The 24,741-nt window shown below is 63.5% G+C and carries 25 protein-coding genes; 21 read left to right on the top strand and 4 right to left on the bottom strand.

Translation table 11 applies throughout. The features are described from left to right. Nucleotides 1–49 precede the first annotated feature (49 nt). A complete protein-coding gene (locus tag B3M53_RS08685) occupies nucleotides 50–1,522 on the top strand; it encodes a hypothetical protein (protein WP_273021187.1) in 1,473 nt (490 codons plus the stop codon). Nucleotides 1,523–1,594: 72 nt separating this feature from the next. Beyond that, nucleotides 1,595–1,777, top strand: coding sequence for a hypothetical protein (locus tag B3M53_RS08680; protein ID WP_156861454.1), 183 nt, complete (start codon nucleotides 1,595–1,597; stop codon nucleotides 1,775–1,777). A gap of 9 nt (nucleotides 1,778–1,786) precedes the next feature. Here the strand turns inward: B3M53_RS08680 and B3M53_RS08675 are convergent, their stop codons facing one another. Continuing rightward, nucleotides 1,787–2,587, bottom strand: coding sequence for a DUF1295 domain-containing protein (locus B3M53_RS08675; RefSeq protein ID WP_022701254.1), 801 nt, complete (start codon nucleotides 2,585–2,587; stop codon nucleotides 1,787–1,789). 168 nt (nucleotides 2,588–2,755) lie between these two features. Here B3M53_RS08675 and B3M53_RS08670 point away from each other — a divergent pair, with 168 nt between their 5' ends. The 18 genes from B3M53_RS08670 (at nucleotide 2,756) to B3M53_RS08585 (ending at nucleotide 22,058) form a co-directional block, all read left to right on the top strand. Continuing rightward, entirely contained in the window at nucleotides 2,756–3,088 is a 333-nt protein-coding gene (locus B3M53_RS08670) for an ArsR/SmtB family transcription factor (RefSeq protein ID WP_022701255.1), read from the top strand. Continuing rightward, nucleotides 3,085–3,972 carry an MBL fold metallo-hydrolase gene (locus tag B3M53_RS08665; RefSeq protein ID WP_273021189.1) on the top strand — a complete coding sequence of 296 codons (888 nt, stop codon included), beginning with the start codon at nucleotides 3,085–3,087 and terminating at the stop codon, nucleotides 3,970–3,972. The genes B3M53_RS08670 and B3M53_RS08665 overlap by 4 nt, the downstream gene beginning before the upstream one ends. 10 nt (nucleotides 3,973–3,982) lie before the next feature. Continuing rightward, nucleotides 3,983–4,414, top strand: coding sequence for a TIGR01244 family sulfur transferase (locus B3M53_RS08660; RefSeq protein ID WP_022701257.1), 432 nt, complete (start codon nucleotides 3,983–3,985; stop codon nucleotides 4,412–4,414). Between the two features lie 314 nt (nucleotides 4,415–4,728). Then, nucleotides 4,729–7,503, top strand: coding sequence for a hypothetical protein (locus tag B3M53_RS08655; RefSeq protein WP_028284700.1), 2,775 nt, complete (start codon nucleotides 4,729–4,731; stop codon nucleotides 7,501–7,503). Between the two features lie 86 nt (nucleotides 7,504–7,589). Then, nucleotides 7,590–10,190, top strand: a complete 2,601-nt coding sequence (locus B3M53_RS08650) for a TonB-dependent receptor domain-containing protein (RefSeq protein WP_273021191.1) — start codon at nucleotides 7,590–7,592, stop codon at nucleotides 10,188–10,190. 203 nt (nucleotides 10,191–10,393) lie between these two features. Then, nucleotides 10,394–11,242 carry a type II secretion system protein N gene (locus B3M53_RS08645; protein WP_273021193.1) on the top strand — a complete coding sequence of 283 codons (849 nt, stop codon included), beginning with the start codon at nucleotides 10,394–10,396 and terminating at the stop codon, nucleotides 11,240–11,242. Nucleotides 11,243–11,281: 39 nt separating this feature from the next. Further along, on the top strand, nucleotides 11,282–13,261 hold the full coding sequence (gene gspD, locus B3M53_RS08640) for a type II secretion system secretin GspD (RefSeq protein WP_273021194.1): 1,980 nt from the start codon (nucleotides 11,282–11,284) through the stop codon (nucleotides 13,259–13,261). Nucleotides 13,262–13,264: 3 nt separating this feature from the next. Next, nucleotides 13,265–14,749, top strand: a complete 1,485-nt coding sequence (gspE, locus tag B3M53_RS08635; protein WP_273021195.1) for a type II secretion system ATPase GspE — start codon at nucleotides 13,265–13,267, stop codon at nucleotides 14,747–14,749. Continuing rightward, on the top strand, nucleotides 14,736–15,956 hold the full coding sequence (locus tag B3M53_RS08630; RefSeq protein ID WP_273021197.1) for a type II secretion system F family protein: 1,221 nt from the start codon (nucleotides 14,736–14,738) through the stop codon (nucleotides 15,954–15,956). The genes gspE and B3M53_RS08630 overlap by 14 nt, the downstream gene beginning before the upstream one ends. Nucleotides 15,957–15,982: 26 nt before the next feature. Next, the gene (gspG, locus tag B3M53_RS08625; protein ID WP_273021199.1) at nucleotides 15,983–16,444 is read left to right on the top strand and encodes a type II secretion system major pseudopilin GspG; all 462 of its coding nucleotides are present in this window, start codon (nucleotides 15,983–15,985) and stop codon (nucleotides 16,442–16,444) included. Further along, a complete protein-coding gene (locus B3M53_RS08620) occupies nucleotides 16,444–16,989 on the top strand; it encodes a GspH/FimT family pseudopilin (protein WP_273021200.1) in 546 nt (181 codons plus the stop codon). The genes gspG and B3M53_RS08620 overlap by 1 nt, the downstream gene beginning before the upstream one ends. Continuing rightward, nucleotides 16,986–17,354: a type II secretion system minor pseudopilin GspI gene (gspI, locus tag B3M53_RS08615; RefSeq protein ID WP_273021201.1), complete on the top strand. Its 369-nt coding sequence runs from the start codon at nucleotides 16,986–16,988 to the stop codon at nucleotides 17,352–17,354. Before B3M53_RS08620 ends, gspI begins: the two co-directional genes overlap by 4 nt. Further along, a complete protein-coding gene (gspJ, locus tag B3M53_RS08610) occupies nucleotides 17,351–18,016 on the top strand; it encodes a type II secretion system minor pseudopilin GspJ (protein WP_273021203.1) in 666 nt (221 codons plus the stop codon). Before gspI ends, gspJ begins: the two co-directional genes overlap by 4 nt. Next, complete coding sequence (gspK, locus tag B3M53_RS08605; protein WP_273021204.1) at nucleotides 18,013–19,032, top strand: type II secretion system minor pseudopilin GspK; 1,020 nt, start codon at nucleotides 18,013–18,015, stop codon at nucleotides 19,030–19,032. The genes gspJ and gspK overlap by 4 nt, the downstream gene beginning before the upstream one ends. After that, a complete protein-coding gene (gspL, locus tag B3M53_RS08600; RefSeq protein ID WP_273021205.1) occupies nucleotides 19,032–20,312 on the top strand; it encodes a type II secretion system protein GspL in 1,281 nt (426 codons plus the stop codon). The genes gspK and gspL overlap by 1 nt, the downstream gene beginning before the upstream one ends. Next, a complete protein-coding gene (gene gspM, locus B3M53_RS08595) occupies nucleotides 20,309–20,815 on the top strand; it encodes a type II secretion system protein GspM (protein WP_160093187.1) in 507 nt (168 codons plus the stop codon). Before gspL ends, gspM begins: the two co-directional genes overlap by 4 nt. Continuing rightward, a complete protein-coding gene (gspN, locus tag B3M53_RS08590; protein WP_273021206.1) occupies nucleotides 20,815–21,555 on the top strand; it encodes a type II secretion system protein N in 741 nt (246 codons plus the stop codon). The genes gspM and gspN overlap by 1 nt, the downstream gene beginning before the upstream one ends. A 2-nt stretch (nucleotides 21,556–21,557) precedes the next feature. Then, complete coding sequence (locus B3M53_RS08585) at nucleotides 21,558–22,058, top strand: hypothetical protein (RefSeq protein ID WP_273021208.1); 501 nt, start codon at nucleotides 21,558–21,560, stop codon at nucleotides 22,056–22,058. Here B3M53_RS08585 and B3M53_RS08580 read toward each other — a convergent pair. Next, complete coding sequence (locus tag B3M53_RS08580; RefSeq protein ID WP_273021210.1) at nucleotides 22,055–22,543, bottom strand: prepilin peptidase; 489 nt, start codon at nucleotides 22,541–22,543, stop codon at nucleotides 22,055–22,057. The two genes, B3M53_RS08585 and B3M53_RS08580, sit on opposite strands and share 4 nt — an antisense overlap. A gap of 48 nt (nucleotides 22,544–22,591) precedes the next feature. Further along, nucleotides 22,592–23,740 carry a questin oxidase family protein gene (locus B3M53_RS08575; protein ID WP_273021212.1) on the bottom strand — a complete coding sequence of 383 codons (1,149 nt, stop codon included), beginning with the start codon at nucleotides 23,738–23,740 and terminating at the stop codon, nucleotides 22,592–22,594. A gap of 94 nt (nucleotides 23,741–23,834) precedes the next feature. Between B3M53_RS08575 and soxR the strand changes: the two genes are divergently transcribed. Continuing rightward, nucleotides 23,835–24,281, top strand: a complete 447-nt coding sequence (gene soxR, locus B3M53_RS08570) for a redox-sensitive transcriptional activator SoxR (protein ID WP_273021214.1) — start codon at nucleotides 23,835–23,837, stop codon at nucleotides 24,279–24,281. Nucleotides 24,282–24,317: 36 nt separating this feature from the next. Here soxR and B3M53_RS08565 read toward each other — a convergent pair whose 3' ends face one another. After that, nucleotides 24,318–24,584 carry a hypothetical protein gene (locus B3M53_RS08565; RefSeq protein ID WP_022701276.1) on the bottom strand — a complete coding sequence of 89 codons (267 nt, stop codon included), beginning with the start codon at nucleotides 24,582–24,584 and terminating at the stop codon, nucleotides 24,318–24,320. Nucleotides 24,585–24,741: the final 157 nt, after the last annotated feature.

Raw genomic sequence — 24,741 nt, 5'->3', positions numbered from 1 at the left:
CTGTCTAACTGATGCAGGGACCGGGGTGATTCGCTTCGGGAAGGGACTCATGGAGCTCGCCACCGCAGATGCTGTTCAACCCCGCGAGGGCGAGGCCGCGTTCATTCTGCAATTGCGACCGCCGGAAACCGCGAATGCGGATGCACTGGCTGCGGGACTGGATCGCTTCACCTCCTTGTTTCTGGAGCGGGCGGTCAGCGACCGTGTGCGCTTTTCCCCTCTCGGCGCTCTGACCTGGGCCTTGTGTTCTCCGGTTGAGCATGTGGACGATGTGGACGCCGCCTGCGACGAGCTGGCGAACACCTTGTTTGGCGACCCGGCGAGCGAAGCTGTGCATCTGGCGCGTCAACCCGACCTGCCGCGCCAGGAAGATTACCGCATCCGCAATCAGGCTCTGTCTGATGAAGAAGGCGAGGCGGTGATGCACGATCTGGCCGAGCACGAATGGGATTTTGACACGAATTCCGACACGGAAACATCCGGAGCTGATGAGGGGGCGGGCGACGCCCTCCTTGATGACGGCGCGGTTGACCTCGACGCGTTTGACGCTTCCGGGGAGGACGATTGGGCTCTGGCCACGCCGATTGATGACGACCCTGTCGTGGTTCTGGATGATACTGTTGAAGGCGTAGAGCCTGCGAGCGCAACCGACACTGCGGACGGGACTGAAATTGAGCCCGAGGCGGAGGTCGCCGCAGCAGAGGAAGACGACTTCGCGTTTTTGCCGGACGCCGGGGCGGAAGCTGACTCTGACGCCGCACCCGAGCTTGAGACCGAAGCGGAGCCTGAGTTTGCGATAGACCCTGAGCCGGCCGTTGAAGACGGTTTTGAGCTGGGTGAACAGCCTGAAACTGAGCCTGAGGCCCCTGAGCTGGACAGCTCTGAAGCCGGTGCGGACATAGACGACGCGCTTGGAGCTGAGGGACGCGATCTGATCGTTGATGACGACGACTTCGTTCTGGCGCAAGCGGATGACGAAGTCAGTATGGCTGAGCCTGATGATGCTGAGGCTGAGCCCGCTCTTGAAGCTGAGCCCGCCCTTCAAGACGTGCTGGAAGACGCGCTTGATGAGATCAACGCTACATCCCGGATCTGGGATGAAAACGCAGACACCGTTGATATTGATGACATTGCGGCCTCCGCTTTGCACGAGACCCGTCTGGGCAGCCAGACCGATATCGCTGCGGAGTTAAGCGCGTTCCGCGAAGAGATGAAGGCGATCGCCCAATCCATTCCGTCTGGCGGCATGGATGCGGCGCTGGCTGATTTCCGCGCCGGTCTTGAAGCGATGTCGGGCGAAATCGGACAGCGCGTTGATGGCGCGGCGCAGCGTATTGAAGCGGCGGTCGGCCAGCTGGATGTCAATCGATATGACGCCGCCAGCCAGCGCGTGGAAAGCGCTGCGGCCTTGATGGAGACGAGCGTCCAGGAGGCGCTGCAAGCGCTCAAGAACGCCAGTTCCGCCATGGCGACGCCGACACCGAGCGATATGTTTGAGGAACAGGACCGCGACTCGGTCTGATCCGAACCTTTCCGCTTGTTAATGAACATCGCGTAATGTTAGGCTTCCCCTGTTAACGCCGGGGAGGGCGATATGCGGCTACTGGTAGTGATGGCGAGCGTCGGTCTGTTGAGTCTCGCACTCAGCGGCACTGCGGTTTACGCGTTCTGTTCTGATATGTCGCAAGGCCGGGCGGAAGACGCTGTGCGCTTTGTGGAGCGCTTTCTTGAAAGCGCGCCTGACGGCTTCAACATTCCGCCCACGCGCCGGACCTGATCGTACCTATCATGAGTGTGACTTGGGCGGACGCGGCACAAACGCCGATGTCCGAGCCTTGTAGCGCGCATAGTCTGGGCGTCTGTCCTCAATGCCCGCTTCCTGAAGCGTCACGCCGGACAGTTTGAGCAAGGTGAAGGTCACGAAGACCGGACCAGGCAGGGCGAGCGCGCCCCAGCCGGTTTCGGCCGCGATCAGCCACAGCCCCCACCAGACGCAGGCCTCGCCGAAATAATTGGGATGCCGGCTCCAGGCCCACAAGCCTGTGTCGAGAACCTGGCCCTGCCTGGCCGGGTCATGTTTGAACCGGCTGAGCTGGGCGTCCGCGAGGCTTTCATACGCAATTCCGAACACGGCCAAAGCCGCTCCGGCATAGCCCAGAACGCCCAGCGTCGCTTCACCTGCGAACGCTTGCCCGAGCTGTACGGGCAGGCTGGTCAGCCATAACAGGACGGCTTGAGGCAGAAAAACGAACAGCGCCGTGGTGCGCCCATAGCTCCAACCGCGCTTCTCGCGGACATTGCTGAGCAATTTCATATAGCGCCGATCCGCCCCCTCCTGCCGCCAACGCAGCAGCAAATGAACGCCGAGCCTCATTCCCCACACAGCGGTGAGCCCGGCGATCAGCATGTGTCGCCATGTCGCGCCATCAGTCAGCAGAAAGGTGAGCCCGGCGACCAGAACAATCGAAAACGCCCAGAACGCATCGATGAAGCTGGGGTCGCGATTGAGCTGGGCGATCACCCAAAGTGCTGAAAATAATAATAAAACGGCCCCAAGATTAAGGGCAAGCAGGCTGATGACGCTCATCAAGTCAGCGGTCTCCGGTTAGCGGGAACAAAGGCGCAGCACGCACAGGACGCCTGTCAGGACCATAGGATCAGAAAGATTGACTGTGAGGAAGACTTGTCACTGGGGGCCAGGATTTCAATTATCAAAACACGAAAGTTCAAATTGAGCAGACAAGGGTCCCGAGCCATGGGCGCCGAACTCGACCTGATGGAGCTGCGCGATCGCGCGGACGAAGTCGCAAGCCTGATGAAAATTCTCGCCCATCCGGGGCGGCTGCTGGTGGCGTGCGAGCTGATGGAAGGCGAGTGCTCGGTGTCTGAGATCGAGTCGCGCACCGGCGTGCGTCAGCCTAATCTGTCGAGAGACCTGGCGCGCATGCGTGATGCCGGTCTTGTCACGCCGCGTCGGGACGCCAAGCACGTCTATTACAGCCTGGCCGATGTGCGTATCCACAAACTGGTGTCGGCCTTGTGCCAGGCCTTCGGTCCCCAAATGTCCAAAGGAGGCGCCGTGTTATGACAACCGATAACGCTTCATCCCAGAACCCTGTGGTCAAAGCCTTTTTTGACCGCGACACATTCACTGTCAGCTATGTGGTCTCCGATCCTGCGACGTCGAAAGCGGCGATTATTGATTCCGTGCTTGATTACGATCCGAAGTCGGGACGCACCGCCCATAAGAGCGCGGACGCCCTGATCGCCTATGTGAGAGAGCAGGGGCTGGATGTGGACTGGGTGCTGGAAACCCATGTTCACGCCGATCATTTGTCCGCGGCGCCGTATCTGAAAGCCCAGCTGGGCGGACAATTGGCGATCGGGGCCAATATCCGCGCCGTCCAGTCCGTGTTCGGCGATGTGTTCAACGCCGAGGACGAGTTCCGGCGCGACGGCTCCCAGTTTGACCATTTGTTCGCGGACGACGAGCGCTTTTATATCGGCGAACTTGAAGCGCGCGCCATGCACACGCCGGGGCACACCCCGGCCTGCATGACTTACGTCATCGGGGATGCGGCGTTTGTCGGCGACACGCTGTTCATGCCCGATTTCGGCACGGCGCGCTGTGACTTTCCCGGCGGGGATGCGCGCACGCTCTATCGCTCCATCCAGAAGATCTTCGCCCTGCCTGACGAGACCCGCCTGTTCATGTGCCATGACTACAAGGCGCCAGGACGCGATGACTTCGCCTGGGAGAGCACCGTCGCCGAGGAGCGCGCTTCCAATATTCATGTGGGCGGCGGCGTGGACGAGGACAGTTTTGTCGCCATGCGCGAACGGCGCGACGCCACGCTGGACATGCCCAATCTGATTCTGCCCAGCGTGCAGGTGAACATGCGTGCGGGAGAATTGCCGCCCGCCGAGGATAATGGCGTGCATTACCTCAAGATTCCGTTCGACGCCCTGTAGGAGTGAGCTGATGGTCTGTGTCCCGGTGACGTCTGATTTCTTCATTTCCGGACAGATCATGCCTGACCAGGTTCAGGCCTTTGCTGATCAGGGCTTCACCGCGTTGATCAACAATCGGCCTGATGGTGAGGAGCCTGGGCAGCCCTCTTCGGCGATGATCGAGGCTGCGGCCACATCGGCCGGGCTGGATTACCTGCATGCCCCCATGCAGGGCGCGCAGATCAGCGAAACTGACATCGCCCGCATTCATGCGGTGACGCAGCAGGCGTCCGGCAAGGTGCTGGGCTTCTGCCGGTCGGGCGCGCGGTCCATGCTGGGGTGGGCGTTGTCACAGTCGCAAGATCGTCCGGCGGATGAGATTCTCACGCTGGCGCGCGACGCGGGACATGATCTGTCGCCGTTTCGTGAGGTGTTCGAGGCGCGCCACGGACCTGCCGTCTGAGGCGCATGTCGTCACAGGTGAAAAACCTGTGCGTCATCCAAACTTCATAAAACCCTTAATGATGTGTGCACAGGCGCCACACCTGCGCCAAGGTCAGTCAACGCTGGCGAATCCGGCGACGCCCGCAGTGCTGATGACGCCTACGGTACGTCATCAAGGCTCGCGTAGAGGGCGTGTCACGGCTTCGTCACGCAATTGAGAACCCTGCGTAACAATCTTGCTGTCTTTTCACCTCCCGAGCGACCGCCTGAGCCGACGAGCCAGTGCGGCGTGTTTTGAGTGTTGCGCCACATAAAGTCCCTCGGGGGGTTCTGATGAAAGTTCAAATGTCCAAGCTGAAACTGCTGCTTGCAGGTGCGTCCTTTGCTGTGATCGCTGCGTGTTCGCAAGGGTCCGATATCGCTTCTCCTGGCCCGTCAGCCCCCGGCACGCCTCCGGGCGGCGGCGGTGGCGGCGGTGGTGGCGGCGGCGGCACGGTTTCGTGCCCGTCCGGCTTCACCCAAGCCGGTTCTGTGGGCGATTTCACCGCTTGTGAAGTCAGCGGCCAGATCCTGTCGAACCTCACCCTTGAAGCTGTTGACGGCGTCGCTTACCGCCTCAATGGCCGCATCGATGTCGGCGCCGACATCGGCGCTGACGGCAACAAGGCGGGCGGCCAGTCTGCACGCCTGACGATCGAGCCGGGCGCTGTTGTTTATGGCGCATCGGGCGCTGATTACATCGTTGTGAACCGCGGCTCGCAGATCGAAGCTTTGGGCACCGCCTCTGCGCCGGTGATCATGACGAGCCAGGCTGACATCGAGCGCCGCGCTGCTGACGCTTCCGACCTGGGTGGTTCCAACACCGCTGAATGGGGTGGTCTGGTGCTGCTGGGCCAAGCGCCGATCAATCGCTGCCTGAGCGCCGCCGCGGCTCCGGGCTCTGTCGCGTGCGAAAACATCGTGGAAGGCGTGACCAACCCTGACGCCATTTACGGTGGCGACGACGCCAACGACAATTCGGGCATTCTGCGTTACCTGCAGGTTCGCTTCGCTGGCTTCGCCATCAACACTGCGGGCAACGAGCTGAACGGCATCACCTTCGCCGGCATCGGCGCAGGCACCGAAGTCAACCACGTTCAGGTTCACAACAATGAAGATGACGGCGTCGAGTTCTTCGGCGGCAACGTCAACGTCAGCAACCTGGTCCTGACCGGCAACAAAGACGACTCCATCGACACCGACAACGGCTATCAGGGCAACATCCAGTTCGCGATCGTTGTCCAGAACGACAATATCGGCGACAACATCGTTGAAGCTTCCAGCGTCGCTCCGGGCGCCCTGCCGGCGTCTGACGCGACCATCTCCAACTTCACCTTCGTTGGTAACCGTTCGAACGCGTTCCGCCTGAACACCGGCACCGTCGGCACCTATGTCAACGGCGTGGTGGATTACGGCCAGGAATGCTTCCGCTGGCAGGACAGCGCGGGCGACGGCAACACCAGCTTCAACGCAGCAACCGATCCGAGCTTCCGCTCTGTGGTGTTTGATTGCGACGGTGGTCTCGCCTCTTCCAACTCCGTCGCTGGCGTTCCGGCTGCAGCCGTCGCTGCGGACCCGAACAATGTGGTCGGCGCCAACTCGCTGGCTTCCCGCCTGTTCCCGGGCCCGGTCGAGCAGGGCGTCACCGCGGTCGATCCGACCACGCTGGGCTCTTTCTTCGAAGCGGCCAGCTATGCCGGCGCTTTCAGCCCGTCTGAAACCGAGACGTCCAACTGGGCGGCCGGCTGGACCTTCGGTCTGTTCCCGGAAGCGGCTTGCCCGACCGGCACCGCCGATACGGGTCTTGAGCTGAATGGTGAAACCATCTGCCGCGTCTCCGGCGTTCTCACCGACGACCTGCGCCTGACGCGCGGCAATGTCTACGAGATCTCCGGTCGTGTGGATGTCGGCATTGACGCCGGCCCCGACGGTACGGCTCCGAATGCTGATCCGGCTGTGCTGACCATCGAATCGGGCGTGACCCTGTTCGGCGATAGCGGCGCTGACTACATCGTGGTCAATCGCGGCTCTCAGATCTTCGCCAACGGCACCCGCGAAAACCCGGTCATCTTCACCTCTGAAAACGATCTCACCGGCAACCAGGTTGATCCCGACACCGCGACCGCGGAATGGGGTGGTCTGGTGCTGCTCGGCCAGGCGCCGATCAACCGTTGCTCGACCGGTTCGGTCGCAGGCGGTGACTGCCAGAACATCGTGGAAGGCGTGACCAACCCGGATGCGATCTACGGCGGCAATGACGCTGACGACAATTCCGGCGCGCTGCGCTTCATGCAGCTCAAATATGCCGGCTTCGCCATCAACACCGCGGGCAACGAACTGAACGGCATCACCTTCGCCGGCATCGGTCGCGGCACCACGGTCGAATACGTCCAGGTTCACAATAACGAGGATGACGGCGTCGAGTTCTTCGGCGGCAACGTCAACGTCCGCAACCTGGTTCTGACCGGCAACAAAGACGACTCCATCGACACCGACAACGGCTATCAGGGCAACATCCAGTTCGCGATCGTCGTCCAGAACGATCAGCTGGGTGACAACATCGTGGAAGCCTCCAGCGCGGGTAACGGCGTCACGCCATTGTCGAACGCCACGCTGTCGAACTTCACCTTCATCGGTAACCGTTCGAACGCTTTCCGCCTGAACACCGGCACCGTCGGACGCTATGTGAACGGTGTGGTCGATTACGGTCAGGAATGCTTCCGCTGGCAGGACAGCGCAGGCGACGGCGTCGCCGGCTACGACATCAACAACGATCCGCGCTTTGACTCGGTTCTGTTTGATTGTGACGCCGGTCTGGCCCGCTCGGGTTCTGACACCGCCGCTGCACAAGGCGCTGTGGATCAGGGTTCGAACAACACCACCGCCATCGCAGCAACCCTGTCTGGCACGTTCGTCAACGGGACCGCAGAGAATGCGCGTCCGGTGTTCGACCCGACCACGCTGGATGCCTGGTTCGAGCCGGTCACCTATATCGGCGCCGTCGAGAACAGCTCCGACCGCTGGTGGGCTGGCTGGTCCTGTGGCCTGGAAGCGTCCTCTCCCTGCTAAGCGCAATTGAGCGCGGGCCGTCGACGTCATGCGTCGGCGGCCCCGCCTTCTGCAGCCTGCTGGTGACGACCTGACAAAAGGTTCTGATGATGAATACGATGAAACTCATGCGTGGAGCGCTGCTCGCCTCGAGCGTTCTCCTCGCCCCGTCCGCCGCCTTCGCGCAGCAGACAAATGACGAGGCTGCGTCCGCCTCCAACCAAGTCGAAGACGTGGTGGTCGTGCGCTACCAGTACGTCCCCGAACCCCAGCGTCGCACTGCACAGGTTGCGAGCTTCCTGTCAGCTGAAGACCTGGCCCGTACGGGCGATTCAGACGCCGCCGCCGCTCTGGCGCGTGTCAGTGGTCTCAGCATTGTCGGCGGCCGTTTCGCCTATGTGCGCGGCCTTGGGGATCGCTACTCCTCGTCCTTGCTGAACGGATCGGTGCTTCCCAGCCCCGAACCGCTCCGCCGCACCGTGCCGCTGGATCTCATCCCGTCCGACTTGCTGGACGGCATCGAAGTCCAGAAAACCTATTCGGCCAACCTGCCGGCCGAGTTCGGCGGCGGTCTGATCAATATGAGCACCGTGCGTCGCCCTGATGAGGACTTTTTCAGCCTCAAGGCCGGCGTTTCCTATAACAGCGAAGCCACGTTCCAGGATGGTCTGATCCATTCGGGCGCCGACCAGGACTGGACGGGCTATGATGACGGCCTGCGCAGCATGCCGTCTCCTCTGGCGGATCTGATCGCCACGCGGACGCCGCTCAACAGCCAGAGCGATGCTTACATCGAAAACGCGGGTGAAAGCCTGACCAACTCGCCGGTCAACGTCATCCAGAACACCGAATATCTGCCGACGGGCTCGTTCAGCTTCGAGGCCGGCGCCTCGCGCATGCTGGGCCAGCTTGAGGTTGGTGTTGTGGCGACCGCTGGCTATGACAGCGACTGGTCTTACCGCGAAGCCAGCCGTCAGCGCGTGCTGGGCGGCATCATCGGTAATGACCAGACGGCTGCAGAAGGCCGTTTTGAAGCCGCTACGAATGCTCTGGTCGCTTTGTCTGCGGGTCTGGACAACCACGAAGTCCAGGGTCTCGTCTTTTACTCGCACGACACTGACAAGCGCTCTGAAATCACCACCGGCACCGACTTCAACGCGCCGGGCGCCACGGGTGAGATTCATGACGAGCAGACCGGCTGGTATGAGCGCGAGCTCACCATGTACCAGCTCAATGGCGAGCATGTGTTTGGCGATCTCGAGCTGAGCTGGCGCGGCGCCTATGCGGAATCCACCCGCGACGCGCCCTACGAGCGCACGCTGCGTCGTCTGATCGACCCGGTGACGGGTCAGCCGAGCTATCTCGTGGCCAACAGCTATGACATCCGCTTCAGCGATCTGACCGATGAAGCCACCAGCTTCGGCGGCGACGCGGTCTACAATACCGCTCTGATGGGCTGGAACACGGTTCTGTCAGCGGGCTTTGACACGGCAAGCACCGAACGCGAGTACAATCTGTACGCCTTCCGTTTCGTGGGCGGCAACTCGCTGCCGGACGATGTGCGTGTTGCGCGCCCGGACTTCCTGTTCTCGCCGGATAACATCGCGCCGACGCGGTTCATCTTGCAAGAACTGTCCACCACCAACGACTCCTATACCGGCGAGCTGGACGTGGACGCCTATTACGCCCAGGCTGATGTGGAGTTCACCGACTTCATCCGCGCCACCTTCGGCGTGCGTCGTGAAGAAGCGACCCAGTCGGTTCAGACCTTTGATCGCTTCGGCAATCTGGGCGCGGGTACGGTCGATCTTGAAAACGACTACACCCTGCCGGCCTTCACCGGCACCTGGACCTTTGCTGAGAACCTTCAGCTGCGGGTCGGGTATTCGGAAACCATCGCACGCCCGCAGTTCCGCGAACTGGCGCGTTCGAGCTATTTCGATCCTGAATCCGGCCGCGCCTATCGCGGTAACTCGGGTCTCGTGGACACCGAGTTCAAGAACTATGACGCGCGTCTGGAATACTATCTGGGCCGCGACCAGTTCATCACCGGCGCGGTGTTCTACAAAGAGCTGACCAATCCGATTGAAGAAGTGCAGTTCTCGACCTCGACCTTCGTGTTCGAAACCACCTTCATCAACTCGCCCAAGGCTATCGTTCAGGGTCTCGAGCTGGAATATCGCACCCAGTTCAACATTCCTGGCGACATCTTCTTCCTGTCGGACCGGGATTGGCGCTTCGGCATCAACTACACCTACACCGACTCAGAAGTTGAAGCGGGCGCCAGCGATCTGATCTTTGATCCGATCAGCCAGAGCCTGCAGCCGGCTGCGACCTATAACCTTGACGGTTCGGTGCTGCAGGGCACGCCTGAGAACATCATCAACGCGCAGCTGGGCTGGGCGAGCGATCAGGACGAGTTCAACCTGCTGCTCAACTGGGTGGATGATCGCGTTCTGCAACGGGGTCTCAGCCAGCCAGGCGCCGAGCTTCCCGACGTGATGGAAGATCCGGGCGTGATCCTGGACGCCACCTATCGCCGGGATCTTGATTACATCTATGACGGCCTGTCGCTGAGCATCAATGCACGCAACCTGCTCGATGAAGATCACATCGAATATCAGGTCAGCGAAGGCATTGGTGAGACCCAGTTCAACACCTATGCCCGCGGGCGTTCCGTGTCTGTCAGCCTGACAGCGCGGTTCTAGGGAAAGACCTGACGGGGCGGCCTTGCGCCGCTCCGTCATGACATTGACGACCCAAAACGGATGCAAGCGGGCGGACCCTTAAGGTCTGCGCGCTTGTCTCTGCTTTCAGAGCGTGCCGCAGAGCGGGACGCGAAATCACGGGTTCGCGCCGATCCGGCGTCCGTGTACGATGCAACACCCGCCGCAGAGGCCTGACCGCACAGATGCTTACCGCGCACGCCAGCAAGACCGCAGCCAACAGACCCGAGGCGATCTCGGGGCTGACCGTGCTGCGTCACGGGGTGGAGGCTGCGCTGGTCCTTGTGATTGCGGTGATTGTCTCGCAGGCGGTCTGGTTTGGAATTTACGGCTCTGACGCTTTGCGCGCGGATATCAGCCCGTCAGGCGGCGCCACCCATCGGGCGGCGTCTGCTCCGCAAGCGGTCGGCGATCTCAGCGGCGTGTTCGCGCCGGTCACGCAGAGCGCGGCGCCGGTGGCTCCGGAAAGTCGTCTCGGCTTCACCTTGCGTGGCGTGCGCGTCGGCGCGACGCCGGGTGACGGATCCGCCATCATCGACATTCCCGGCGAAGGTCAGCTGCGTGTGGCCGCAGGCGAAACCCTCAGTGCGAACATCGTGCTGGAAGAAGTTCACGCCGACCGGGTGGTGATCAATCGCCGCGGCGTCCTTGAAAGCCTGTTTCTCACCGATGCAGGCCGCCGCCGCGCCCAGTCCGGCGCAGCGCAGCCGGCCGCTGCGGCGCCAGTTGAGTCCGACGGCGCCACTGTGCAGATGAGCGAACGGCAAATGGCGCGCGGCTGGTTGTCAGGGCTGAGCCTGGAGCCGGTTTATGAAAATGGCGCTGTGCGTGGTTTGCGCGTGGACGGCGACGCCGCCCGGCTCGCAAATCTGGGACTTGAACCGGGTGATGTGGTGCTGAGTTTGAATGCGGCGCCGCTCACCAGCGAAGCGGCGGCCGTGCGCGCCTTTGCGCTTTTGGAATCCGCTGACATGGCTGTGGCGCGCATCTGGCGCGACGGCGAAGACATCACTGTGGAAACGTCGCTGCGTTAGCGGCGCTCTAGGGGAAAGCCAAGCATTATGCAGGCGATCATGACATCTCTTTCCAGCATCGCGACCGCGATGGCTCTGGCCCTCGCAACCTTGACGCCGGCCTATGGCCAATCGTCTGGCCAGACCCTGAATTTCCGCGAAGCCGAGATCGGCGCGGTGATCGACGATATGGCTCTGATGACCGGCTATACCTTCGTGGTTGACCCTGAGGTGCGCGGCCGGGTGTCCATCGTCTCGCAAACGCCTTTGACCTCTGATGAAGCTTTTCAGGTCTTTCTCTCCACCCTGCGTGTGAACGGCTACGCCGCTTTGCCGACCGCGCCGGGCGTCTATCAGATCATCCCCGAAACCGAAGGCGTGCGCATGGGCGCGCCTCTGGCGGCTTCGGGCTCTGATTCTGTGATCCTGAGTTCCGTGCATCGCTTGCAGAACGCCGCTGCGCTGGACGCGGTGCGCGCGATCGAGCCGATGCTCAGCCAGTATGGCGCAGCCAATTCCATCGCCTCGGGCAATCTGGTGGTGATCGTCGACTTCGCCTCCAATGTCCGCGCCATCGAAGCGGCGCTGCGCGAGGCGGACCGTGACACCTCCACGGTCGAGATGCTGACGCTGGACAATATCCCCGCTGAAGAGATGGCGGACATAATCGGGCGTCTTCAGGTTCGGTCCCAGGGGGCTGAAAGCGATGCGCCCGCCAATGTGACTTTGGCGGCGGTGCCCTCCTCGAACGCGCTTTTGCTGCGCGGCGAGCCGGCGGCGGTGGGCGAGATGGTCTCGCTGGTGCGCCGCATTGATGCGGTCAGCGCCTCCAATCAGACCTTCCGTGTCGTGGCGCTGAACCATGCTCGGGGTGATGACCTGCTGCCCATTCTAGAGCAGTTCACCGAATCCATGAATGCGTCTGACACGGGCGGGCGTCCTGTTTCCATCGCGCACCATCCCGCGACCAACGCCATCATCATGAACGCCGATCCGGACGTGCTGCGCGACCTTGAACAGGTGATCCGCCGCCTTGATGTGCGCCGCCCTCAGGTTCAGGTGGAAGCGATCGTCGTCGAGATTTCAGACCAGACCGCGCGTGATCTGGGCGTCCAGTTCCTGCTGGCGGGCGATGGCGATGACGCCACGCCCTTCGCCTACACTCGCTATGGCTCGACCCGGCAGCCGGACCTTCTGGCGCTGACGGGCGCGCTTTTGACCGGCGGGCTGACGTCTGACGGCGATGACGCGACCAGCAGCACGGATGTGAACTTGCGCAATCTGGCGCTGTCCTCGCTGGTGAACGCCCGCGGCGGCGCGTTCGGATTTGGCGGCGAGCTGAATGACGGCTCGCTGTTTGGCGTCATCGTCAATGCGCTCGATACGGATTCAGATTCCAACGTCCTCTCCAAACCTCAACTGATGGTGCTCGATAACGAGGAAGCCAATCTGATGGTGGGCCAGGAAATTCCGATTACCACGGGTGAGACGCTGGGCTCGAACAATTCCAATCCTTTCCGTCAGATCGAGCGCGAAAGCGTCGGCGTGCAGCTTTATGTCCGCCCCCAGATCAATGACGGCAACGCCATCCGTCTGCAGATCCGCCAGGAGGTCTCCTCTGTGGCGGGCCCGGTGAGCGCCGATTTCGTCGAACTGATCACCAATCAGCGCAAGATCGAGACGACCGTGCTGGCCGATGATGGTGAAATCATCGTGCTGGGCGGTCTGATCGAGACCGACGAGCAGGAAGCGGAGAGCGGCGTGCCGGGGCTGAGCCGTATTCCGGGCGCAGGGCGTCTGTTCCGCAATGACAGCCGCTCCACCACGCGTCGCAATCTCATGGTGTTCATCCGTCCGACCATCGTGCGGGACGCGGCCAGCATGCGCGACGTCACCCGGACGAGCTATGATTATGCGGTCGGCCAGCAGCGTGACGCCACGGGCGGCGCGTCGAGCCTTGAATCCATCGTCGACATGATGATGGGCGGCGGCGATCCTTTCGCCCGTCCGCTGCCGGACGCGGATGCGGGGCAGGAGTAAGTCTTGAAGCCTCTGAACTACGGGTTTGCGCGCGAGCGCGGCGTGGCGCTCCAGACCGGGGACGCCCCGGTCTTCCTGCTGCGCGAGGATTTTGATCCGCTCGCGCTTCTGGAGGCGCGACGGGCGGCGGGCGCCGTGCTTGAGATGCGCACCCTGGACGCGCGCGCCTTTGATCGCGCCCTGTCAGAGATTTACGCCTTTGACGGTCTCGCTCACTCCATGTCCGATACGGCCGAGGATGCGGCGGGCGAGAGCCTGTCTGACATCATCAACGACATCCCCAAGACCGCGGACCTGCTCGACAGCGCCTCGGACGCGCCGATCATTCGCCTGATCAACGGCCTGATCGCCGAGGCCGTGCGGTCGGGCGCGTCGGACGTGCATGTGGAGCCGTTTGAGGACCGGGTGTCGGTGCGGCTGCGCGTCGATGGCGTCTTGCGCGAGATGGTGTCGCTGAGCGGGCGTCTCGCCCCGCCGCTGACCAGCCGCATCAAGGTGATGGCGCGGCTCGACATCGCCGAGAAACGCGTGCCCCAGGATGGCCGCTTGACGCTGACGCTGGCGGGCAAGGGCGTGGATGTGCGCGTGTCGACCCTGCCGTCTCGCTATGGCGAACGGGTGGTGTTGCGCCTTCTGGACAAGGACAGCGCGCGCTTCACCCTTGATCAGTTGGGCATGTCCCTGGCCCAGCTCAGCGATTTCCAGACCGTGCTGGCCCAGCCCAATGGCGTGGTGCTGGTGACCGGTCCCACAGGCGCGGGCAAGACGACCACGCTTTATGCCGGGCTCAATCTTCTCAATGACCAGACCCGCAATATCCTCACCGTGGAAGACCCGGTGGAGTATGCTGTTGAGGGCGTGGGACAGACCCAGGTCAACACCAAGGTCGGGATGACGTTTGCGGCCGGGTTGCGGGCGATCCTGCGCCAGGATCCCGACGTTGTGATGGTGGGCGAGATCCGCGATGTGGAGACCGCCGAGATCGCGGTGCAGGCTTCGCTCACGGGGCACCTCGTTCTGTCGACCGTGCACACCAATTCCGCCGCCGCCGCGGTGACGCGCCTTCGCGATATGGGCGTTGAGAGTTATTTGCTGGCCACCACAATCAAGGCTGTAGTGGCCCAACGCCTGGTGCGCCGGCTGTGCCCGTCCTGCAAAGAGGCCTATGAACCGGATGCGGGCGAGCGCCGCATGATGGAACTTGGCGAGGACGAACGCGCGATCCTCTATCGGCCCAAAGGCTGCGATGCCTGTGGCGGCTCTGGCTTTTCCGGGCGTCGGGGCGTGTACGAGCTTCTGGTGGTGGATGACGCCATCGCCTCGATGATCCACGAGGATGCGCGCGAGAACGAAATTGCGCGCCACGCCTTTAAGACCCGCCATACGCTGTGGCGGTCCGGCGTTGAACTGGCCAAGGCTGGCGAAACCAGCCTGGCCGAAGTGATGCGGGTGTGCCGCGAGGATGGCGAGCGCGATGGCGGCGTTTGAATACGAAGCCCTGGACGCGGCCGGCAAGCGCACCAAAGGCCTGTTGTCTGCGGACTCCGAGGCCGCCGCGCGCAAGGAGCTGCGCCGCCGGCGGCTGGCGCCTCTGTCCGTGGCGCGCGCCAGTGAGCGCTCTGAGAGCGGCGTCTTAAAAGCGCTGGTCAAGCCCAAAGGCTTGTCTGAAGACGATCTGACCGGCGTCACGCGCCAGCTCGCCACCCTGATCGACGCCGGCATGCCGATTGAAGAAGCGGTCGGACTGATTGGCGGTCAGGCTGACAAGGCCTCGGTGGAACGTGTTCTGATGGGCGTGCGCGAAAAGGTCACCGAAGGCGAACGCCTGTCAGAGGCCATGGCCGCCTATCCTGACAGCTTCCCCGGCGTGTATCGCGCCATGGTCGCAGCCGGCGAAGGCGCGGGCGGTCTGGGCCGCGTGCTCGACCGGCTGGCGGAATATCTGGAAAAGGCGGGCGCCTTGAAGCGCCGGGTTGGCGCGGCGCTGATCTATCCCGGCGTTCTGGGGGCCGTGGCGCTGTTGGTGGTCTGCGTGCTGCTGGTGGCTATCGTGCCCAAGATCGCCGAGCAGTTTGACACCATGAACATGACCCTGCCGCTGCTGACGCGAGTCATGATCACGCTGTCCAATGGCTTGCAGGCGAGCTGGCCGGTCCTGTTGCTGCTGCTCCTGGGCGCCGGGCTGGCTTATGCCGTCGCGATTCGTCGCGATCCTGTGAAGCGCGCGGTGCAGAGCACGCAGCTAGGCATGCCGGGGTTGGGCGGGTTCGCCCGCAAGGTGGAGGCGGCGCGGTTTGCGCGCACCATGGCGATCCTGATCAATGCTGGCGCGGTGCTACCCGAGGCTTTGCGCGCGTCGCGCCGGGCGTCTGACAACCTACCCTTTCAGGATATGATGAGCAGCGTGATCGACAAGGTCGAGACCGGCAAAGGGCTGGCGGATGCGCTTCGTCAGGCGCGCTGGTTCCCGCCGCTCATGGTCTACATGGTCGCCGCCGGGGAACGCTCAGGGCGGCTGGCGGAGATGTTCGAGCGCGCCGCCGAACATATGGAAGCGGATGTGGACGGCGCCATCACGGTGGGTTTGAGCCTTCTGGAGCCGGGAATCATCATCGCCATGGCCGTGGTGGTGGTCGGGATCGTGCTGTCGATCCTGCTGCCGATCCTGCAACTGAACACCGCTGCGCTGGGATAGCGCAGCCAGCAAGGAGACACAGAGACATGCTGCTCACGAAGAATGACGCGCGCCGTCTCGACGATGACGAAGCCGGGCTGAGCTTGGTTGAAGTCATGGTGGTGGTGGTGATCATCGGGCTTCTGGCCACGATCATCACCATGAATGTGCTGCCCATGCTGGGCCAGGCGAACTCCACGACCGCCACGACCCAGATCAGCCAGCTCGAACAGGCGCTGGAGACCTATCGCCTGCGCATGGGGCGCTATCCCGGCACCGATGAAGGGCTTGAGGCCTTGGTGACCCCGCCGTCTGACGCACGTCTGGCGACCCGGTTTCCCGAAGGCGGCTTCATCAACAATTTGCCCACTGACCCCTGGGGCAATGAATTTCTCTACCTCTATCCCGGCGAGCATGGCCGCTTTGACGTCTGGACCTATGGCGCAGACGGCCGTGAAGGCGGCGAGGGCGAAGACGCTGATATCGGCAACTGGACTGAAGAGTCGTAGTGACCAGGACTGCGCCCCGATCCTCTCAGGCGGGCGTCTCGCTGGTGGAGACGCTGGTGGCGCTGGCGATCATCGCGCTGGTGACGGGCGTGGCCGTGGTGATGCTGCGCCCTGAAGACGCGCCTGAACAGATTGAGGGCGAGGCGCTGGTGCGTGCGCTCAATGAAGCGCGGCAGGATGCGCTGGTCACGGGGCGGCATGTGGGTTTTGCGGCGCGCCAGGACGGGCGCGGGTATCAGTTCTTCCAGTTTGAGGACGGCTTCTGGCGCGTGCGCACAGACCATCCGGCCTTTGACGCGCATCGCTTTGAAGACCCTGATCTGGTGCTGAGCGTTCAGTCCGGCGCGATTGCAAGGCGGGGCGAGTCCGGTCTGTCCACCGGCGCTCCGGACGTTCCCGCGCCTGAGGTCTGGTTTGATCCGACGGGCTTTGACCACCCCTTCGCTTATGAATTGCGCAGCGCGCAGGGGGTGCGCCGCATTGCGCGTGACGGGCAGGGCCATCTGAGCCTTGTTGACCCTGAAACGCCGGGGACGGCGTCATGACCGGGCGTCTGCAAGCGGGGTTCTCTCTGATTGAAATGCTGGCGGCGCTGACGATTCTGGCGCTGGCGGGCGTGGCGTTGATGAACGCGCTGACCACGTCCGCGCGATCGGCCACACTGGCGCGGGAGATGACGCTGGCGCAGATCGTGGCGCAGAACCTGCTCAGTGAGCAGATCCTCGACACGGATCCCGGCCAGATGCGCGAACGGACGGGCGAATATGCGCTGGGCGGGCTGAGCTTTACCTGGAGGCTGGAGATCGAAGCGACCGGCCAGCCTGATCTTGTGCGCTTGCGTCTGGTGGTCTCCGACCCGGAGACCGAGTCCGTCTATCAGGCGCTTGAAACCCTGCGGAGGACGTCATGAGCGGGCGTCATGAAGCGGGGTTCTCACTGGTCGAAGTGCTGGCCGCTGTGATGGTTTTTGCGTTGATCAGTTCGATCAGCGTCGGCCTTCTGACCACGTCTTTGCGTGCGAAGGAGACGTCTGAAGCCGTACTGTCCGATCTGGCGGCGGTGCAGCGCATTCATGCGCTTATGGCCGAGGATGTCGGGCAGATGGTGATGCGCACGGCGCGCGATGAAGACGGCCTGACTGATCCGCGCCTGTTTGCGCTGGACGTCCAAGGCGCCGATCCGCTGGCGCCCGCGCGCGAGGGCGAGGCGCGAGAAATTCTGGTGCTGACGCGCACGGGCTGGGCCAATCCGGGCGGCGTTCAGCCGCGCTCGGGATTGCAGCGCGTGGCCTGGATCTATGACGGCGAGCAACTCTGGCGCGAAGCGGGCGCCTATCCCGATCAGGCGCGCGGAACGGCGCCGGTGCGCCAGCTGATCGCGTCGGGCGTTTCCGATTTACGCCTGTCGGCGCTGATGGGCGGGGTATGGACCGACATCGTCCAGGTTCGGCCTGTCCCGAACAGCGAAGGGGGAAGCCAGGGGCCGCGTGCGCTGCGTCTGTCTTATACGCAGGCCGAGCTGGGGCCGATGGAGCATGTGGTGCTGTCGCATGCAGCGGAGCGGGGCGCATGAGCACGCAGCAGACAAACCGAAGCTCAGAGCGCGGCACGGCTCTGGTCGCTGCGTTATTACTGGTCGCGCTGATGGCGGCGGTCGCGGTGCAGCTGATGGATGTGACGCGCTTTGCGGCCTTCAGGACCGCCCAGATAGATCAGCGCGCCCAGGCCCTGTGGACGGCGCGCGGCGCACGGGAGCTGGCCGAAGCGGCCTTCCTGAACGCGGGTGAGCCCGGCCGCGCCGTCATGCGCGCTGACGAGGCTTGGCTGGCGGGGCCTGTGGTGTTCCCGCTCGAGAACGGTCAGGTGGTCGGGCAGGTGTTTGATCACAATAACTGTCTGAACATCAACGCTCTGCTGCGGCCTGAAGTCTCGGGCGAAGACCGTTTGGGGACAGAGGCGGCGCAGCTGGAAGTCGAGCGTTTGCGTCAGGGCTTTTTGCGTCTGTCCGCTGAAATCGGGGTCCGGCCGGGCGAGGCGGAAAGCGTGCTCGCGCAGATCATTGATTGGATGGATCTGGATGGATCCGCCGAGCCGGGCGGCGCGGAAGATCGTGCCTACGCCGCGTTCACGCCGCCGTATCGGGCCGCCAATCAGCGCTTTGTCGAGCTGGAGGAATTGCGCGCCCTGCCGGTGATGACGCCAGAGCTTTATGCGCGTTATCAGCCTTTTTTGTGCGTCCTACCCATTGCTGAGCAGCCGCCGCTCAACATCAACACCGTTTCGCTGGACCGCGCCGTGCTGCTGGCGGTGCTGCTGGATGAAGACCTGACTCCGGGCGACGCCGAGACAGTGCTGTTCCGTCGTCCGCCCGCCGGGTATGAGAGCCTGGAGGACGTCTGGGCTGACCCCCTGATCGCCGCGCTTGAGCTGAGCGATGAGGCGAAGATGCGGCTGGGCTTGCGCAGCCGCTGGTTCGAGATGGAGGTGAGCGTGCGTCTCGCCGATACGCAATTTCAACTTGAGCAGCTGGCCGAGCTGCGCGACAGCAATGATCTGCGCCGTCGCAGCCAGCGCTTTGGAGCGTTTTGATGACTGACGTGCTGATCCTTCAGCCGCCCCGCGCCAGGGCGGAGCAGACTGGACTTGGCTGGAGCGTGGTCCGGTCGGGGGCGGTGATCGCTGAAGGCGTTCTGTCGCCGGGCGATATGCTGGAGCCGCCCCAGACGGTGCAGATCGACCATGCCGTCGTGCTGCTGCCGGCTGAAGATGTATTCGTGCGTCGCTTGCCCGTGCCGGGCCAGTCTGAACGCGATGCGCGCCGGGCGGCGCCGTTCCTGATCGAAGATCATCTCGCGCAGTCTCTTGAAGACGTGCAAGTCGCCTTGGGGCCTGTCGGCGCTGACGGAGCACGGTGGCTGACGGCGGTGGACCGCACGCGGCTCAAGGCATGGCGTGAGATGCTTGCGGGGGTTTTGGTCAAGCCGGTTTACGCGCTGAGCGACGCCTTGGCGCTTGAGGGCCAAGACGCGGATCTGGCGGTCATGAGCTATGGCGACCGCATCGTTTTCAAGACGCGGACAGGCGATCTGGCCGAGGCCGGGAGCGCGCCGGCGCGTGATCTCGATGCGGCGCTGTCTGATCCGGTTTGCGGCGCCATTGAGCCGCACCTGCTTGCGCCTGTCCTGTCCGGCATCGGGCGCCGTCTCACTCCGCGCCGCATACTGATCAGCCCTGATCTGGACCTCTCGGCGCTGGCGCAGGGCGAGGCGTCTGTCTCCGCTACACGCATCAAGGCGCCGGATCTGCGGTTCGCGGCGGCGGCTCTCACCGTCTCACAGCTTGAAAGCCTGCCGCGCGTGCTGGGCGAGGGTTTCGCGACGAGCGTTGATTGGGCGGGGCTGCTCAAGCCCTGGCGCTGGGCGGCCGGGCTGGCGCTGACCGCCTTGATCAGCGCGACTGCGCTGATGGCGGTGCAGGCGGCCTATCTGGAGGACCGCGCCGAACGTTATGACGCGGCGCAGGCTGAGGCGTTTCGCACGCTGTTCCCGGATGCGCGCATCGTGAATGTCACCGCCCAGATGCGTCAGGCGCTTAATACCGTACGCGGCGGCGCAGAAGGCGGGGCCGGTTTTCTGCCGCTGGCGTCCGCGCTCGCTGAAATTGTTCGCGAAGTGGACGATGTGCGGGTGGATTCGGTGCGCTTTGACGCCAGCCGCGGCGAGTTGTCGGTGAGCGCGCTCTATTCCGGCTTTGGCGATTTCGAGCGTTTGCGCCGCGCGGCTGAAGCCCGCGGCGTGGTGCTGGAAGATGGCGGCGCGCGTCAGAGCGCGGCGGGCGTATCAGCTGAATTCACGGTGAGGCTGCCATGAGCGGGCAAGATGTTTTGACGCCCGTGCGGCGGGCCTTTCTGGCGCGGACCGTGCGCGAGCAGATCCTGCTGGCGGGGCTGGCGGCCTTGCTGGCTTTGACCCTGATCTGGTTCGGGGTTCTGGGTCCGGTGATCAGCTGGCGTTCTGACGCCTTGCGGGCCTTCTCCCGCTCGGCGGAAGGCTATGAAACCCTGCTGGTGCAGATCGAGGAGTATCGCGCGCTGGCCGCTCAGATCACGGCGCCTGAGGATCAAGAACCCTTGCGCACCCTGGCGGATCGCACCGCGCGCGAGCGCGCATTGGCGATCAGTCGCGTCCAGCCTCTTGAAGACGGCCGTCTGGGCGTCTGGATGGAGCAGGCGGACGCCAACGCCGTGCTGGCCTGGCTGGACGCTCTGGCGCGCGAGCAAGGCGTGGTGGTCGAGCGGATCAGCCTTGATCGCGAAGCTGATGAGCGGGTGCGGGCGCAATTGACGCTGCGCCGTGTGAGCGAGGCGAATTGATGCGCGTTTTTCTGGGTGTGCTGTTCGTCATCGCCTTGATCGCCGGGCTGGTGATGTCTGCTCCGGCGCACCTGGTTTATGACGCGCTTGCCTCCTCCGGCGTGCAGGCGGGGCTGGTGCAGGGCAGTGTCTGGAACGGTCAGGCGCTGCGGGTGCGCCGCGGCGATGTCGAGCTTCAGCGGGTGGAGACAGCGCTCGAGCCGGGCTCGATTCTGTCGGGCCGGATGCGCGTGCAGACCGAGATCATGGACCCGCGCGTTCAGGGTCGGGCTGTCATCGGTGTGACTTCAAATGGGATCGACATTCGGGACGCGCAGGGCGTCGTCGCGCTGTCTGCATTTCCAGGTCTGGCCGCTCTGCCCGCCTTCGCCCTGGCAGGCGACGCTGTCGTCCAGCTGGACGGGGTGTCTGTGAGCCTTGACCCTGAGGGGCGATGTCTCTCGGCGGAGGGCGCAATGATGAGCCCGGCGCTCGCCGATCTGGGTGTGCGCTATGATGTGGACCTGCCGATCGTGGACATGACGCTGTCTTGCGCAGGTGAGCATGTGGCGCTCAGTCTGTCAGGATCAGGTCCGACGCTGGATCTGGAGGGTAGGATCGTGCTGGGCGCGCCGCAGCCGTCTTACCGACTGCGGGCCACGCCGCATGACCCGGCGGCGGGGCCGGTGCTATCACTGTTGGGCTTTCAGCCTGAAGGCGCGGACTGGGTCGCCGAGAGCGGCGCGATGGGAGAGAGTTGAGCATGCGGTGGATTATTGCAGGTTTGAGCGCGCTGGCGTTGAGCGCTTGCGCTGCGACCGGCCTCCAGCCTGGCCCGGCGCCTGCGCCGGCTCAAAGCGCTCCAGAGCGCGTGACCAGTCTGCCGCCGCAATCGCTGCCGGACGGCTCATGCGGCGTCTTCCTGTTTGGCGTGGGGGAGCGTCATCCGTTTGTGGTGTTTGAGGACGAACGCGCGCGACGCGCCCTGATTGTCCATGACGGCACGGTGCACGAGCTGGAGGTGGCGGCTCAATCGGGCGCCTTCGTGATGGGGCAAAGCTTTTCCCGGGTGTATGCCGGCCCCACCCGCGATCAGACTTTCACGCTGACCGGGGAGGTGGCCGAGGAGACCGGGTCGGGGCCCAGATTGACCAATGTCCTGTTGCGGGTGCGCGAGAGCGATGGCTCTGAAACCGTGCGGCCTTTGGGCGGCGTGTATTCGTGCCGCCAAGGCGCGGATCGTCTCGCAGCGTCGCGGCTCTAGAACCCGGCGGGACCAGACAGGCCGCTTTGCTGCAACAGCCAGACAAGAGCGATCCCGAAGGCCAGAAACGGGCCAAAGGCGATCATGCTGTCGGCCGTGACAGGCTTGCGCAGGACGAGTTTTAGGGTGAGCGCGTATACCAGCGCCGCCAGGCTTGAAAACAACAGGACCGCCGGCAAGGCCAACGCGCCGCACCAGGTGCCTGCGGCGGCGAACAATTTTGCGTCGCCCCGGCCCAGCCCGGGCCGTCCGCGCAGGCGCTCATAGCTTTTCTCGATCAGCACCAGGGCGGAATATCCCGCGATTCCTCCCAGCGCATGCAGCCAGACCGGAGCGCCCAGAAGCGCCGCCGCGATCACCCCGCCCGCAATCAGCGGCAAGGTGATCCGGTCGGGCAGAATGAACCGCCGGGCGTCAATCACCGACAGGGTGATCAAGGCGCCCAACAGGATCAAGGTCAGAAGGGGGCTGAGGACAGCGGACATATCGCCTTATCCCCTTCTGACGCGCTTTCGCCAAGTTTCGGCGACAGGTCAACGTGCGTCCGGCTCTGGCAAAACCGCGAACGCCTGGGCGATCACGTCCAGAAACACAGGGTTGTGCGTACGTCTGTACGCGTCCAGCACCGCCTCGGTCAGCTTGATCATGTGATCGTCGCCATGGCGGGCGGCGCGCCGGGCGGGATCGCCGGGCGGCAGGGGCTTGCGCGGGGCTTCGCTTTGTAGAGCGAGTGGCGTGAACGCCGTCTTCAGCGCTGCGCCATGTTCAAAGGCTCTGAACAGGAGTTGCCGGCCTACGGCGTCAGGCACGATCTGTGACAGGGTCCGGGCGGCGGCGGTTCCGGTCACCGCATGGGTGAAGACAATGACGGTGTAGGGCGTGCGCGCCAGCGACAGAAAGAGTTTCGCCATCACCGCCATGAGCGCGTCAAACCGGGCGTCCAGATCGCCGGACAGATCTACAAGGCTCACCTCCTCGGCGAAACCTGGCGCGTGGACCAGTTGGGCGTATCCGGCGGTGATCGCGCCTTCGCCCGGCGCATGCTTATCGCTTAACGGCTTGATCCAGTTCAGAGCCGCCTGAAAATCCAGAACGCCCTGGTTTGGCTGGTCCTTGATGGGCAGCGAGCTATGGCGGCTCGCCCATCCCGCCAGCGCATTCGCGAGGGCGCGCAAGCGTGCGGGCGTCGCATCAGACTGCAAGGCGCGGACAGCATGGGCGGTCTGAAGCACGCCATGGGCGGCCGAGCTTGAAAAGCCGAATGTGAGCCGGTTCACCCAGATGGCGGCGACTTCACGCCAGGGTTGGGTCTCCAGGGCGTCCTGAAAATAAGCGCGCCAGTCAGCGTAGCGGCCGCGGGCGGCGATCAGCTCGCGCCAATCATCGGGATCGATAGGGCCGGTCCGGGCGTCCACCGGTGTGAAGCTGTCCTGTTCGCGGTCCAGCCACGCCAGAGCTTCGCGCCCTTGTCCCATGGCGCTCAGGGCCTCCACCACCATGGGCGCGTGATTGTAATAGCCATTGGTCAGAACCGGTGAAAGCGCGTCCAGATGTTCGAGCGCGACGTCATGATGGCGATAATCAGGGCGGGTTTTCAGCGCGCTTCCGGCGGCCTGGGAGAGGGCGCGATCCGCATGCCAGTTGCGGACATGCGGTTGAGGGCAATCAAGGGCGGCGGTCATGGGAAACTCCAACACTCAGACTTGTGATGTTGGCAAGCGTAATTTCTCAAGCTAACTTGAGGTCAAGGTTTTAAAATCAAGGAAAAACAATCTGATGGCGCCGCGTCAAAAACTTCTCACCATTGGAGAGCTGTCCGCGCGGACGGGAGTCGCGGTTTCAGCGATCCGCTATTACGCCGATGGCGGGCTGGTGCACGCCTATCGCACCAATGCCGGTCAGCGCCGGTTCGCGCGCGCCGACATCAGGCGCGTCTCTTTCATCCTGATTGCGCAGCAATTGGGACTGAGTCTCGAGGAGATACGCAGCACGCTCGATCAATTGCCCGAAGGCCGGACCCCGAACAAGGCGGACTGGGCGCGTATCTCGACGGGCATCAAGGCGCGCGTGGACGCACGCATGGCGGAGCTGGAGCGGACCAGGTCACGGCTTGACGGCTGTATCGGCTGTGGCTGCCTGTCGCTGGAAACCTGCCAGCTCTACAATCCCGGAGACAAAATGGGCAAACAGGGCAGCGGCCCCAGACGCTTGCTGGCGGACTGACCCTGCATCGAACAGAGCCAGTCGCGCCATGCGGGATTAAAGTGGGTAATCGCGTTCTGGATCCACGCCAGCCGTTTCGAGAAATTTGCGCATCTGCCGGACTTCATCCTTGGGCAGGGCGTGAGAGGCGTGATGGAAATTGGCGGTATGACCGCCCAGAGAGACAGCGAACTTGGCGCCGGACCGCTCACTGATCTCGGCCCCCAGCTCCACCAGAACATGCTCCACATCGGCGGGCGCTAGGTTGGCGGGCTCAGGATGAGCGAACAGGGCGTGCAGGGTTTTGCGGTGCTTGTGATTCATTTCAATGTCTCTTTCAGAGGATGTTTTCCTACCTTGTCAGGCTCTGTGTGATGGGGGAATGCGACCCTCTGTCTCGTTTGCGGCCTGCAGCAAGAGACTGAAAACAAGATCGTATTGAGACTGTTCACGCTAAAGTCGTAGATGCGCTTGGACACTT

The organism is Oceanicaulis sp. UBA2681 (assembly GCF_002354675.1).
In the GTDB taxonomy this organism is placed as follows: Bacteria; Pseudomonadota; Alphaproteobacteria; order Caulobacterales; family Maricaulaceae; genus Oceanicaulis; species Oceanicaulis alexandrii.
The sequence above is the reverse complement of the archived record's forward strand: the minus strand, read 5'-3'. Positions and strand labels throughout refer to the sequence as shown.